This is a genomic window from Kaistia sp. UC242_56 (assembly GCF_044452255.1).
Lineage (GTDB): Bacteria > Pseudomonadota > Alphaproteobacteria > Rhizobiales > Kaistiaceae > Kaistia > Kaistia defluvii_A.
This window is the reverse complement of the sequence record NZ_JBIOAN010000002.1, coordinates 822455-835733: the sequence shown is the minus strand read 5'-3', so window position 1 is coordinate 835733 and position 13279 is coordinate 822455. Positions and strand designations below refer to the sequence as shown.

The following is a 13279-nucleotide window of genomic DNA, read 5'->3' as shown; positions in this document are numbered from 1 at the left end:
CGGTCCCGGACTAGCGGAATTCAGCCGGGAAGCCGATCGTCGGCTCGGACGGCGACGTGCCGAACCAATGCTCATACGCCTTCTTGTACATCGGGAAGGTCGTGCCGGTCATCGACTCGCGCAGCGCGACATTGACGAAGTTCAGCCAGTCCGGATCGCCCTGCTTGACGATGCAGGCATAGGTCTGCGGGTTCCAGCTGAAGCCGGAGTCGACGTAGCGACCCTCGTTCTGCTTCATGTAGTAGGCGAGCGACGACGTGTCGGTCGCCGCGGCGTCGGCCCGGCCGGAGTTCAACGCCTGGTACATCAGGTCGACGCTCTCGAACTGATCGACCTTGGCGTCGGGCAGCGCGGCCTTGACCATGCCCTCGGCGAAGACGTTCTGCAGCACCGAGACGGTCACGGCATTGCCGGCAGCCTTGAGCGCGGCATAGTCGGGATACTTGCCGCCGGCCACCATCATCAGGCTGACGCCCTCGCGATAATAGGGAACGGTGAAGGCGACCTGCTGGGCGCGGGCTGCCGTCACGGTGATGAACTGGCAGCTGATGTCGACCTTGTCGGTGACGATGTTCGGGATGCGGGCGTCGGACGCCTGGTTCACGAACTCGATCTTGGTGTCGTCGTCGAACAGGCCCTTGGCGATGATCTTGGCGACGTCGATGTCGAAACCGACCAATTCGCCCGATTCATCCCGGAAATGCCAGGGCGGATTGGTGCTGCCGGTGCCGACGACAAGCTTGCCGCGGCTCAGCACGTCCTGGAGCTTGCCGGCGGCGGAAGCCACCTGCGTGAAAGACATCGCCAGCGAAAGGGCACCAAGACCCGCCGCAACCTTCAATGCAGTAGAGCGCATATTATTCCCCTTTGTCAGGCCGCGCGACAAATCCGAAGACTTTCCCTGTCGCGCGGCGATTGGATAAGATTGCGTGGCGAATTAAACTTCGCCTACCCAAAATTTCACTCTCGATTTTGCTGGCGCGGGCACGGCTTGGCGCCGTTTCTCTGCGCCGCAGTTTCGAAGCTGCGGCGCACAACGTCCCCTGCGGATGGACGCAAAGCAAGACGGCATCGTTTCACGTGGTGGAATTTTTCCCGACCGCCGCGCTTTACAACCTAAAGGATACCGCGGCCCTTCAGCTCGCCCACAGCCCCCTCGACGGCCGCCAGGGTGGCGTCGATAACGGCCTCGTCATGCGTCACCGAGAGGAACCAGGCGCCGCGTTCGAGCGCGCGAACGCCGCGCTGCAGCAGCGCCGTGGTAAAGGCGACATAGGCCTTCTTGTCGGAGCGGGCGAGATCGCGATAGTCGCGCGCCGGCGCATCGAGGCCGAAGGCGACGTGGAAGATTTGCGGATAGCCGGTGACGACCGCCTTGACGCCGGCCTTGTCGAACACGGCGCGCATGCCTTCCATCAGTCGCGTGCCGTTGCGGCCGATCGTGGCATAGAGCTCCGGCGTCAGCGACTTCAGCGTCGCGACGGTCGCCGCCATCGACAGCGGCTGCGAGTTGTAGGTGCCGCCATGCACGACGCCGCCGGACACGAACATGTCGAGCAGGTCGGCGCGGCCCGCGATGGCCGCGACCGGGAAGCCGTTGGCGATCGCCTTGCCGAAGGTGGAGAGGTCGGGCTTGACGCCGAAGTGCGCCTGCGCGCCACCGGCGCCGAGGCGGAAGCCCGTGATCACCTCGTCGAAGATCAGGATCGTGCCGGCCTTGGTGCAGGCCTCGCGCACGCCTTCGAGATAGCCGGGCGCCGGATGAATGGCGCCGGCATTGCACATCGTCGCTTCCATGATCACGCCGGCGACGTCGCCCTTGGCGAGACGCTGCTGCAGCAGCGCGAGATCGTTCCAGGGCAGGACTTCGAGGCCCTCGACCGATTGCGGCAGCTGGCCCTTGCTGCCGGCGAAGGGCACGGGCTTGTCGGCCGGGCCGGCGGCGTCGAGGGGCGGCGCGGTCGACCACAGCACGTTGTCGAACCAGCCGTGATAATGGCCTTCGAACTTGATGATGACCTGGCGGCCGGTGGCGGCACGCGCCAGCCGCAGCGCGGCCTGGTCGGCTTCCGAACCGGACGAGGCGAAGCGCATGCGCTCGGCGCTGGGTACCATCTCGCAGACAAGGCGCGCGGCCTCGACTTCGACCTTCGACTGGCCGCCGAACAGGATGCCGTGCTGCATCTGCTCGGTGACGGCGTCGGTGAGCGCCTTCGGATTGTGGCCGAGGATCATCGGCCCCATGCCGAGGTAGTAGTCGATGAGCTTGTTGCCATCGACATCGAACAGATAGGGGCCTTCCGCCTTCTCGAAGACGAGCGGCGTCGGCGAGATGTTCAGGCGGAAGTTGCTGTTGACGCCACCGGCGATCCACTGGGCATTGCGGCGGATTTCCTCCGCGGAACGCTCGAAGGTCAACGGCTTGGACGACTGGGCGGTTTCGGTGGACGTGCTGGCCGCCTGGTTGTGGATGGTCAACGCTAGCTCCTCTGCTTGGTATGCCCAGCACCAAGCCAGAAGGCCCGTTTCATGTAAACGAGCGCTTGTTTCGCGTGACGGAAAAAAGCTAGTTTCCGGGCGGCGGAAGCAGGAATGGAACGACCGGCGATGAGCATGGAAACAGACGACCGCTATATTGTCGGCCCGGTCCTGAAGGCCCTCAAGGTGCTCGATGCGATCGCCCAGAAGGGCCATCCGGCCTCGCTGACGACGATCGCCAGCGAACTGGGCCTGCCGAAGACCAGCGTGTTCCGCTATCTGCGGACGCTGAGTGCCGCCGGCTTCCTGACCTATGACGCCAACCGCGACCGCTACAGCGTCGGCATCCGCTTTCGCGCGCTGGCGACCGCCGACAAGAGCATCCAGAGGCTGCGCGAATGCGCGCTGCCGGCGCTGACCGAGATCAACCGCGAATTCAACGAGACCACTAACCTCGCGGTCCTGGCAGACAACCACGTCGTCTATATCGACATCATCGAATCGACCCGCGCGCTGCGCATGCAGGCGCGCATCGGCAGCCGCGATCCCGTGCACTCGACCGCGCTCGGCAAGGCCATCCTGGCGCAGCTGCCCCTCGCCGAACGCACGCAACTGCTTTCCGACGCGCTGCCGCAACGCACGCTGCGCACCATCACGCAGCTGAAGACGATCGAGAAGCAGCTCGTCGAAGCCGCGGCGACCGGCGTTGCCATCGAGATCGGCGAGAACGAGGAAGGCACGATGTGCATGGGCGTCGCCATCCTCAACGAGGCCGGCTATCCCGTCGCCGCGATCAGCATCTCGGCGCCCGAGCGACGTGTCACCGCAGAAATCCGGCCTCGCCTCATCGCCAGGTTGCAGGAAGCGACGGCACAGATTTCGCAGAAGTTGTCCTCGTCGCAATTGCAGCGCCAGACCGCCGACTGACCCCGTCCGTTGCGACCGCCCCGGCAACGCCGAACGGCCTCGCGCACCTTTGTGGATCGGTCCCGTCGCGGCGCTCGAACGTGCTGCGACGCGCAGAAAACCGCGATTCTTTTTGTGCACCGCAGGCCCGAGTCGGGCGAGAATCGGCGATCTGCCCATTTCCGCCGCCGCACGTGTCACGCTAGAGTGGCGCGGTAACCGGCCTGTCGGCGACGCCAAGATCTGCTCAAGCGGACGGACGGACAACGGAGGGACTCATGCTGAAATCGATCAACCCGCTTTTGAACGCGGACGTGCTGTACGCCCTGAGGGCGATGGGCCATGGCGACGACCTCGTCATCTGCGACACCAATTTCCCCGCCGACTCCGTCGCCCGCGAAACCGTGCTGGGCGAGCTGCTGCGGATCGACAATGTCTCGGCCGCCGAGGCGGCGCGCGCGATCCTCTCCGTCCTGCCGCTCGACAGCTTCGTCGACCAACCGGCACTACGCATGGAAATCGTCGGCAGCCCCGACCAGCTTCCCGACGTGCAGAACGAAGTGCAGGCCGAGATCGACGCCGCCGAAGGCCGCTCCTGGCCGATGGGCTCGGTCGAGCGCTTCGATTTCTACGAGCGCGCCCGCAATGCCTATTGCGTCATCCAGACCGGTGAACGCCGCTTCTATGGCTGCTTCATCCTGAAGAAGGGCGTCATTCCGCCCGACGCGCGCTAGGCGGAGGCGCAACATGACGGATACGAGGCGCGGCGTCGCCATTCTCGGAATCTTCGTGGCGGATCTCGCGTTTCGTGCCGGCCGGATGCCGGCCGTCGGCGAAACCATCGCCGGCTCCGGCTTCAAGATGGGCCCGGGTGGCAAAGGGTCCAACCAGGCCGTCGCGGCGGCCCGCGCGGGCGCGCCGGTTACCTTCCTGTCCAAGATCGGCAAGGACGCCTTTGGCGCCGTGGCGCTTGACACCTGGCGGGCGGAGGGCATCGCCGCCAATGTCGCCGAGATGGCGGACCAGCCAACCGGTGCGGCCTTCATCTATGTGAACGACGCGACGGGCGAAAACGCGATCATCGTTGTTCCCGGCGCAGCGGCGACGATCAGCGCCGCCGACGTCGATGCGGCGGCGGACGCGATCCGCGAGGCGGCGGTGTTCATCACCCAGCTCGAACAGCCGGTCGAGGCAGCAAGGCGGGGCCTCGAGATTGCCCGCGCCGCCGGCGTGGTGACGATCTTCAACCCGGCCCCGGCCGAAGCCTTCGACGACGCCCTCTACGCGCTTTGCGACTATTTCACGCCGAACGAGAGCGAAGCGGCGCTGTTGACCGGCATCGCCGTCACCGACCTCGCCAGCGCGCGCCAGGCGGGCGATGCTTTTCTTGCCAAGGGCGTCGGCACAGCGTTGATCACGCTGGGCGAAGCCGGGGTGCTGCTGCATAGCCGCACCGGCTCGATCCACATCCCGGCGATCAGCGCCGGCCCGGTGGTGGAGACGGCCGGCGCGGGCGATGCGTTCAATGGCGGCTTCGCCGCGGCGCTGGCGAGTGGGGCCGATCCGGTCGCCGCCGCGCGCTTCGGCTGCGCCGTCGCCGGCATTTCCGTCACGCGCGCGGGCACCGCACCCTCGATGCCCTATCGGGCCGAGGTCGAGGCGCAGCTTCAGGCGGCTGCCCCATGAGGTGGAGAATCCGGCGCCGGTGATGACCGCACGTGCGCCGGGCAAGGGAGGATAGCAACAGTCTTGGAATATCGCAGAGGCAGATAGTATAGCTTCCATACTTTTTTGATTTTTCGCATATGAAAAACAAAAAGCAAGGAAGAAAAACTTACCCGTTGACGCCGAGTGCGATTGCCGCTTTTGTTGCTTCCCAGCCCCGCGGGCGCAGACTTTGCGCCACGCCGGCCGGATAGGGAATTGTGCCGCCGCAAGGCGGCATGGAGGAAGGTGAATGCACGCGCTCGCCAGATGAACCGTCAAACGGTCCGGCATCAGCAGCGGCAATCACCGAAACGTCATCTCAATCGGGAGGATTTCATGAAGACGCAGGACTACGAACAGCATTCGAAGTGGCTGGCCAGCCGCCGCGGCATCCTGAAGGGCGCCGCTGGCCTCGGCGCCTTGGCCGCGACTGGCGCGCTCGGCATGGGCGGCGCCAGCCTGTTCGCCCAGCCCGCCATGGCGCAGGCCGGCGACCTTCGCGCCCAGCTTCTGGCGGTTCCCGGTGTCGGCAAGGGTTCGCCCACCGACGCGGACTGGCAGAAGGTCGGCGAGATGGTGCTCGACGCCACCAAGAAGAACGTCAAGGAAGGCGAGTTCGCCGGCGTTGAGCTGACCTTCATGGGCCTCAACAACCAGAACCTGCACAACATGCTGTTCCGCGGCTTCCTGAAGCCGTGGGAGGCCTATACCGGCGCCAAGATCAACTGGATCGACCTCGCCCAGGCCGATTATAACGCCCGCCTGCAGCAGTCGATCGCCACCGGCACCGTCGATTTCGACGTCATCGAGATGGGCGCTCCCTTCGAGGGCGACGTCTGCGGCAAGGGTCTCGCCTCCGAGATGCCGGACTGGGTCAAGGCCCAGATCGACATGGACGACTATGTCGGCTACCTCAAGGCGCCGGTCGGCACCTGGAACGGCAAGACCTATCGCGTCTCGATCGACGGCGACTGCCACACCTTCAACCACCGCACCGACGTGTTCGCCGATGCCGACCTCGCCAAGGCGTGGAAGGACGAAGGCCACGAGGGCGAATGGGGCGTGCCCAAGACCTGGCAGCAGGTTCAGGCCGCGACCAAGTTCCTCAAGGGCAAGAAGCTCGGCGGCCAGGATCTCTATGGCTATCTCGACGCGCCGAAGGCCTGGGGCGGTTTCGGCTTCTACTTCCTCGGCAGCCGTGCGACGGCCTACGCCAAGCATCCCGACGACAAGGCCTGGCTGTTCGACGCCGACACGATGAAGCCGCGCATCAACAATCCGGCCTGGGTGCGCGCCATCCAGGACGTGATCGACGCGCTGCCGTCGGAGCCGGCCGACCAGATCAACGCCGACCCGAACACGACCGCGTTCCAGCAGTTCCTGGGCGGCACCGGCTCGATGGTCTCGTGGTGGGGCGACGTCGGCTCCAACGCCAAGACCAGCGACACCTCGGTCGTCGGCGACGTCACCGGCTTCTCGATCCTGCCGGGTTCGGACGACGTCTACAACGCCAAGACCGGCCAGTGGGACAAGCTCGCCTCCGGCCCGAACTATGCGCCCAACATGGCCTTCCTCGGCTGGGGCGTCTATGTCATGGCGCGCGTCGATGCCGACGAGAAGAAGAAGAAGGCAGCCTGGTCCGCCGCCGCCCATCTCGGCGGCAAGGACATCGCGCTCTGGATGTCGGCCTATCCCTCGGGCTTCCAGCCCTACCGGAACAGCCAGTTCAACATCCCGGAATGGGTCGCTGCCGGCTATGACGAGGCGTTCATCACCGCCTACCTCAATGCCAACAAGGACAGCTACAACCACCCGAACGCGGCGATCGAGCCGCGCATCCCCGGCATCTTCCAGTACTACTCGATCGCCGAGGACGAACTGGCCAAGACCTTCGCCGGCCAGGGTACCGCCCAGGAAGGCGCCGACAAGATCGCTGCTGCCTGGGAGAAGCTGACCGACCAGATCGGCCGTGACAAGCAGATCGAGCTCTACAAGGCCTCGCTCGGCGGCTAAGCCTGGTACACGCCGGCTCCGGCGCCAGCAGGCGGTTCTTCGGCCCCAGGGCCGGGGAAGCGTTCATCGGCCGCAAGCCGGCGGACATGCCAGCGGAACGTAATGGGCTGGCGGCGCGAATGCGTCGCCAGCCGGTTTTTCTGGGAGCGTCGTTCGCGACGTTCATTGATGAGCAAACCTCTATGCAGACGTCCCAAGTTGCCGCGCCGCAGGACCTGATCGCCACGCACGACATACCGCCGGCGCGCCGCGCGGCGGGCAAGTGGCTGATCACGCTGGCGACCCTCGCGCTCGCCGCGATCGTGCTTTTCCAGATGCTGTATGCCGCCGGCCAGACGGAAACCGGCTTCGCCAACTGGCGTCCGGTCCTCTACGCCTATCTCGCCTGGGGTGTCGCGCTCGGCGCCGGCCAGGTGATGATCCGCGGCGAGGGCGGCAAGCGGGCGCTGTTCGTGCTGCCGGCCATCCTTTTCACCGTCGCCGTGGTGATCTTCCCGACGGTCGCCGGCCTCTATATCGCCTTCACCGACTGGAACCTCGCCTCGTTCGAGGGCCGCTCATTCAACGGCCTCGCCAATTTCTGGGCGCTGATGCAGGACGGCTATTTCTGGAACGCGCTGCGCAACATGGGCTATTACGTGCTGGCCGTGCTGGTGCAGTACGCCATCGCCTTCGGCCTCGCGCTGCTCCTCAACGCCGAAATCCGCGCGCGAAAATTCTTCCGCGTCGCCTTCCTGATGCCCTTCATGCTGAGCCCGGTCGCCGTCGGCTGGATGGTCGGCAAGTCGCTGATGGAATATCGCTTCGGCCCGGCCGCCACCCTCGCCCGCCATCTCGGCTGGGAGAATCCCGCCTTCTTCGCCTCGCCTTGGATCGCCCGCTTCTCGATCATGGCGATGGACGCCTGGGTCTGGATCCCGTTCGTGATGATCCTGCTGCTCGCCGGCCTGCAGGCGCTGCCCAAGGAAATCATGGAGGCCGCCAAGGTCGACGGCGCCAATGGCTGGCGCTCGTTCTGGCAGATCGTCTTCCCGCTGATGCTGCCGGTTTCCATCACCGCCATCATTATCCGCATCATCTTCCAGCTGAAGCTCGCCGACATCGTCATCACCGTAACCTCCGGCGGCCCGGGCGGCTCGACCGACACGGTGTCGAGCTTCATCTTCCGCGAATATCGCGACCGGTCCAATGTCGGCTACGGCACCATGGTGGCTGAGTTCTACTTCATCCTGATCGCCCTGTTCATCGCCCTGCTGCTCTGGGGTTCCAGCCGCTGGATGAAGCGGGTGACCGGATAATGGCCACGAGCATGAAAGCACAAACCGCCATGGCCACCCGCTATCAAGCCTATCGCGAACCGCCGAGCGAGCTCGTCAGCAATTCGAAGCGCATCGCCGGAAAGGTAGCGATCTACACGCTGCTGATCCTGTGGACCTTCATCGCGCTGTTCCCGATCTACTGGACCATCACGACGTCGTTCAAGGTCGCCGTCGACGTCACCCAGGGCCATATGATCCCCTGGTACGACTACACGCCCGACTGGCGCGGCTGGCGTTCGATCGGCCTGTCGCCGGACACGATCTTCAGCACCTCGACGGTGCGCGAAGAGTTCATGAAGCGCTTCCTGAACTCGGCAATCATGTCGATCGGCGCCTCGCTGCTGGCCGTCATCCTCGGCTCGCTTGCCGCTTACGGCCTGGTCCGCTTCGACTACAAGTTCGCGATCTGGCGCAACCGCGACATCTCCTTCTTCTTCCTGTCGCAGCTGATCCTGCCGCCGGTCGTGCTCGCCATGCCTTTCCTCGTTCTCTACAAGGAGCTGGCGCTGCTCGACACCCGCATCGGCCTGATCGTCGTCTACACGCTGATGGTGCTGCCGATCGTGATCTGGATCATGCGCGACCAGTTCCGCGGCATTCCCGTCGAGCTGGAACAGGCGGCCCTCGTCGATGGTTGCTCGACCTGGGGCGCGTTCATGCGCATCGTGCTGCCGATCTCGCTGCCGGGCATGGTCGCCGCCTTCATCCTGTCGGTGGTGCTGTGCTGGAACGAGTATTTCTTCGCGGCCCTGCTGACCTCGACCAACGCCAACACGCTGCCGGTGATGGTGGCGAGCCAGACCGGCTCGCAAGGCATCAACTGGTGGTCGATGGCCGCGCTGTCGACGGCCGCGATCGCGCCGCTCGCCATCGTCGGCATCTTCCTGGAGCGCTACATCGTTAAGGGCCTGACGGCCGGCGCGGTGAAGTAGCGGAGCGAGCTTCAAGCAAGCCCCTCACCCCACCCTCTCCCGCTCGCGGGAGAGGGCTTTTCGGTCGGCGGGCTTCACCAACTGCGAGTTTATCCAGCGCAGCTCGATCCCCCTGTCCCGCACGCGGGAGAAAGTTAGGGTGAGGGTCTTTCTACCCAGCTGCTAGCCGAAAAGGGGCGCTACTTCTTGGCCGCCCGGGCCTTCTTTTTGCCGGCTGGAGCGATTTCCAGCGGCTTGGCCGCCTTGCGAAAATCGGCCCAGGGATCGGTGCCAAGCGAGGCCAGCCGGGTCGGCATGTTGAGCACCGTGAAATAGGCCGGGCCGATCGCCGGGCTCAATTCTTCCCAGGCGAGCGGCGCCGAAACCGGCGCGCCAGGGCGCGCGCGGGTCGAATAGGGCGCCACCGCCGTCTGGCCGCGCTGGTTGCGCAGATAGTCGATCAGGATCTTGCCGGGGCGCTTGGCCTTGCTGATGGTCGAGACGTAGAGGTCCGGGCTGTCGGACGCCATCGCGTCGGCGAGCCCCTTGGTGAAGGCCTTGATATCGGGCCATTCGGCCTTCGGCGCCAGCGGCGCCACGACATGCAGCCCCTTGCCGCCGGATGTCTTGACGAAGGCGGCGAGCCCCGCATCGGCCAGCCTCTGCCGGACCTCCTGGGCCGCGTCGATCACCGCCTGCCAGTCGGTCCCCTCGCCGGGGTCGAGATCCAGGATGATCATGTCCGGCTTCTCCCAGGCGTCGAGCGTCGAGCCCCAGGGATGGATTTCGAGCACCGCCGATTGCACCAGCGCCGTCAGCCCGTCGAGATCCTCGATGCTGATCAACTGCTCGACTTCCTGCGTCGACGGGTCGTCGACCAGGACGATCGCCTCGTTCAGCCCCTTCCAGGCGTTCTTCTGGAAGAACTGCTCGCCCGTGATGCCGCTCGGACAGCGCAGCAATGACAGGGGGCGATGGGTGATATAGGGCGCGATCGAGGGCCAGATCTCGGCATAGTAGTCGGCCAGGCCCTGCTTGGTGACGCCCGCATCCGGCCAGTAGACGCGGTCGGGATGGGTCAGCTTGACGGTGGAGCGCGCAGGTCCTCCCCGCGCAGGCTTCTTGTTGCTCGCCGGCTTCTCATCCATGGCAGCGGTCTCCCGGGTAATCTCGACGGCCGGCTTGTCCTCGCGCAGGCCGCGGAAGGAAGCATGGCGAAGATGGCCATCCGCCGTCCAGGCCCGGAACTCGACTTCGGCGACCAGATCCGGCCGGACGAACCGCACCTGGCGCCCCTCCTCCGCCGTCAGCGGCGAGCCGAACGGACTTTCGCTGGTCCGCATCCTTTCGAGCGTCTTGAACAGATCCTCCGCCACGCTCACGGAAAAGCCAGTGCCGACGCGGCCGACATGTTGAAGCGCCCCGCCCTCCTGCACGCCCAGCACCAGCGAGCCGATGGCGCGACGCGATGTCGTCGACGGTACATAGCCGCCGATGACGAACTCCTGCCGCTTCGAACTCTTCGTCTTCAGCCAACTCTTGTTGCGGCCGGAACGGTAAGGCGAATCCGCCACCTTGGAGACGATGCCTTCGAGGCCCAGCCGGCTCGCATGACGGAACACAACCGCGCCATCATCCTCGAAATGCTGGCTGAGCCGCAGGCATGGCCCGCCCTGGGTCACGACCTGGGCCAGCAGTTGCTGGCGCTGGGTAAGCGGCAAATCGCGAAGATCGTAGCCGTCGAGATAGAGCAGGTCGAAGACATAGAACACGAAGCGATCCGAGCGCCCCTCACTCAGATCGGCCTGCAGCGCCGAAAAATCCGACGCGCCGCCATCCGTCTCGACCACCAATTCGCCGTCGATCCAGGCCGTGCCGATCGGCAACGCCTGCAGCGCGCCGGCGACCTCCTTGCCAAACTTTTTGGTCCAGTCGAGGCCCGTGCGGGTGAGCAGCTTGACCCGCCCGGCCGCGACATGCGCGAGCAGCCGGTAGCCGTCGAACTTGATCTCGTGGATCCAGCGCTCGCCGGCGGGCGGCGTATCGGTAAGCGTCGCCAATTCCGGCTCGATGGAGGCCGGCATGGCCATCTTCTTGGCGCCCTCGAACTGGGCCGGGTCCGGCAGTGGCGGCGGAGGCTCGGCTTCGTCCTCCGACGCCGCTTCGGCCTTTGCGGAAGAATCTTTTCCAGCCGCCTTGGCCCTGGCCGGCGCTTTGGCTTTGGTCGGAGGCTTGGCCTTTACCGCCGGCTTTGCCGCGGCCTCGGGCTTTGCCTTCGCCCCCGCCTTGCGGGCAGGCTTGGCCTTTTCCGCTTCGTCCTCGCCGTGCTCGATCTTGCCGGTCTTGGACGACCAGCCGGGCTCTTCGCCCGCAACATCTTCCAGCGCACGGCCGGTCTTCACCGAATCCGGCATTTCCTCGAGGATATCCGGCGCGCCGGACGGACGGGCGGCCTCGTCCTCGGCCTTGATCAGCAGCCAGTTTTCGCGCTTCTCGGCGGGCCGGCCATGCATCTTCACGAGATGCCAGCGGCCATGCAGCTTCTCGCCTTTCAGCTCGAATTCCAGATGCCCCTTGGCGTAGCCCTTGTGCGGGTCACCGACCGGCTCCCAGCTGCCGCGATCCCAGACGAGCACGGTGCCACCGCCATACTCGCCCTTCGGAATGGTCCCTTCGAAGCCGCCATATTCCAGCGGGTGGTCCTCGACATGCACGGCAAGGCGCTTTTCGGAAGGGTCGAGGCTTGGGCCGCGGGTCACAGCCCAGCTTTTCAGGACGCCGTCCATCTCCAGGCGAAAGTCGTAGTGCAGCCGCGTGGCGTCGTGCTTCTGGATGACGAAGCTGTGCCCCGCCTCTTCGACCTTGGCCGCTTTGCGATTCCTGGGGGCCTTGCCGCCCGCCGGCTCGGAGGTGACCTTGAAATCTCGCTTGCTGCGATAGACTTCGAGCGGCGCGGCCATGTCAGCTTGCCTTGCGGCGCGGCGCGGCCGCGGGCTTCGCCGCCTTGGCCGCCGTCTTGCTCTTGCTCGCGGTCTTGGCCTTGCCCTTGGCCGGGGCGCTCTCCTTGGCCTTCACGCCCGCGCTCTCGCGCAGCGCCGCCATCAGGTCGACGACTTTGGCGGTCTTGCGCGGCGGCGGCGCCTTGAACGTCTTGCCTTCGAGCTTCGCCTTGACGAGATCGGCAAGGGCCGCCTCATAGCGATCGTCGAAGGCGGCCGGGTCGAAAGTGCCGCGCTTGGTCTCGATGATGTGCTTGGCGAGTTCGAGCATCTCGCCTTCGATCTTCAGCTTAGGGATCGGATCGAACGCCTCGCGCGCCGGGCGAACGGCATAGTCGAAACTCAGCGTCGTCGCGACCAGCCCTTCCTCGTCCGGACGGATCAGGACGCTGCGCATGCGGCGGAACAGGACGGCCCTGGCGATCGCGACGGCGCCGCTCTTGCGCATGCCGTCGCGGATTAGCACGAAGGCCTCCATCGCGGCCTTGTCGGCGGGGGTCAGGTAATAGGGGCGATCGAAATAGACGTCATCGACCTGATCCAGCTTCAGGAAGGTCTCGACGGCCAGCGTCTTGTCGCTCTCGGGCGTCGCGGCGGCGATCTCCTCGGGGTCGATCTCGACATATTCCCCGGCGGCGATTTCATAGCCCTTGATCTGCTCGTCGGTCTCGACGGGCTTGCCGGTATCCTGATCGACGAATTGCCGGCGGATGCGGTTGCCGGTGGCGCGATTGAGGGTGTGGAAGGCGATGCGCTCGGAGGTCGAGGCGGCAGTATGCAGTGCCACCGGACAGATGATCTCGGCCACCTTGAGGTAGCCCTTCCATACAGCCCTTGGAGCCATCTGCCGTACTCCCACGCCACCACCACACGATCCGCCAACCCTAGCAAAGGGGGCGAACGGAGAGTCCAATGACCATTGCGTGATTCAGTTCCGGTTCAGCGA

10 protein-coding genes are annotated in these 13279 nt (G+C 65.4%); 6 read left to right on the top strand and 4 right to left on the bottom strand.

The features are described from left to right. Positions 1 to 10: 10 nt before the first annotated feature. Together ACHMWQ_RS06650 and ACHMWQ_RS06645 are read right to left on the bottom strand one after the other, a co-directional pair. Positions 11 to 841: a transporter substrate-binding domain-containing protein gene (locus ACHMWQ_RS06650; protein ID WP_396309406.1), complete on the bottom strand. Its 831-nt coding sequence runs from the start codon at positions 839 to 841 to the stop codon at positions 11 to 13. 275 nt (positions 842 to 1116) lie between these two features. After that, positions 1117 to 2478 carry an aspartate aminotransferase family protein gene (locus ACHMWQ_RS06645; RefSeq protein WP_396306836.1) on the bottom strand — a complete coding sequence of 454 codons (1362 nt, stop codon included), beginning with the start codon at positions 2476 to 2478 and terminating at the stop codon, positions 1117 to 1119. Positions 2479 to 2607: 129 nt separating this feature from the next. On the opposite strand from ACHMWQ_RS06645, the gene ACHMWQ_RS06640 reads away from it, so the two are divergent. The 6 genes from ACHMWQ_RS06640 (at position 2608) to ACHMWQ_RS06615 (ending at position 9355) form a co-directional block, all read left to right on the top strand. Then, the gene (locus ACHMWQ_RS06640) at positions 2608 to 3405 is read left to right on the top strand and encodes an IclR family transcriptional regulator (RefSeq protein WP_396306835.1); all 798 of its coding nucleotides are present in this window, start codon (positions 2608 to 2610) and stop codon (positions 3403 to 3405) included. Between the two features lie 257 nt (positions 3406 to 3662). Next, positions 3663 to 4118, top strand: coding sequence for an RbsD/FucU family protein (locus ACHMWQ_RS06635; protein WP_354551770.1), 456 nt, complete (start codon positions 3663 to 3665; stop codon positions 4116 to 4118). A 13-nt stretch (positions 4119 to 4131) separates the two neighbouring features. Next, the gene (rbsK, locus tag ACHMWQ_RS06630) at positions 4132 to 5070 is read left to right on the top strand and encodes a ribokinase (RefSeq protein WP_396306834.1); all 939 of its coding nucleotides are present in this window, start codon (positions 4132 to 4134) and stop codon (positions 5068 to 5070) included. A gap of 357 nt (positions 5071 to 5427) precedes the next feature. Beyond that, the gene (locus tag ACHMWQ_RS06625) at positions 5428 to 7104 is read left to right on the top strand and encodes a sugar ABC transporter substrate-binding protein (RefSeq protein ID WP_354551768.1); all 1677 of its coding nucleotides are present in this window, start codon (positions 5428 to 5430) and stop codon (positions 7102 to 7104) included. A gap of 182 nt (positions 7105 to 7286) precedes the next feature. Continuing rightward, positions 7287 to 8402 (top strand): sugar ABC transporter permease, encoded by a 1116-nt coding sequence (locus ACHMWQ_RS06620; protein ID WP_354551767.1) that lies wholly within the window; start codon positions 7287 to 7289, stop codon positions 8400 to 8402. Positions 8403 to 8413: 11 nt separating this feature from the next. Continuing rightward, positions 8414 to 9355, top strand: a complete 942-nt coding sequence (locus ACHMWQ_RS06615; protein ID WP_396306833.1) for a carbohydrate ABC transporter permease — start codon at positions 8414 to 8416, stop codon at positions 9353 to 9355. Between the two features lie 179 nt (positions 9356 to 9534). Here ACHMWQ_RS06615 and ligD read toward each other — a convergent pair whose 3' ends face one another. Beyond that, positions 9535 to 12294 (bottom strand): DNA ligase D, encoded by a 2760-nt coding sequence (gene ligD / locus ACHMWQ_RS06610; RefSeq protein ID WP_396306832.1) that lies wholly within the window; start codon positions 12292 to 12294, stop codon positions 9535 to 9537. 1 nt (position 12295) lies between these two features. Continuing rightward, on the bottom strand, positions 12296 to 13177 hold the full coding sequence (locus ACHMWQ_RS06605; RefSeq protein ID WP_396306831.1) for a Ku protein: 882 nt from the start codon (positions 13175 to 13177) through the stop codon (positions 12296 to 12298). Between the last annotated feature and the right edge of the window lie 102 nt (positions 13178 to 13279).

Coding starts and splice junctions, on each gene's coding strand:
- ACHMWQ_RS06640 (WP_396306835.1), top strand. CDS start 2,608: ATGAGCATGGAAACAGACGACCGCTATATTGTCGGCCCGGTCCTGAAG.
- ACHMWQ_RS06635 (WP_354551770.1), top strand. CDS start 3,663: ATGCTGAAATCGATCAACCCGCTTTTGAACGCGGACGTGCTGTACGCC.
- rbsK (WP_396306834.1), top strand. CDS start 4,132: ATGACGGATACGAGGCGCGGCGTCGCCATTCTCGGAATCTTCGTGGCG.
- ACHMWQ_RS06625 (WP_354551768.1), top strand. CDS start 5,428: ATGAAGACGCAGGACTACGAACAGCATTCGAAGTGGCTGGCCAGCCGC.
- ACHMWQ_RS06620 (WP_354551767.1), top strand. CDS start 7,287: ATGCAGACGTCCCAAGTTGCCGCGCCGCAGGACCTGATCGCCACGCAC.
- ACHMWQ_RS06615 (WP_396306833.1), top strand. CDS start 8,414: ATGAAAGCACAAACCGCCATGGCCACCCGCTATCAAGCCTATCGCGAA.
- ligD (WP_396306832.1), bottom strand. CDS start 12,294: ATGGCCGCGCCGCTCGAAGTCTATCGCAGCAAGCGAGATTTCAAGGTC.
- ACHMWQ_RS06605 (WP_396306831.1), bottom strand. CDS start 13,177: ATGGCTCCAAGGGCTGTATGGAAGGGCTACCTCAAGGTGGCCGAGATC.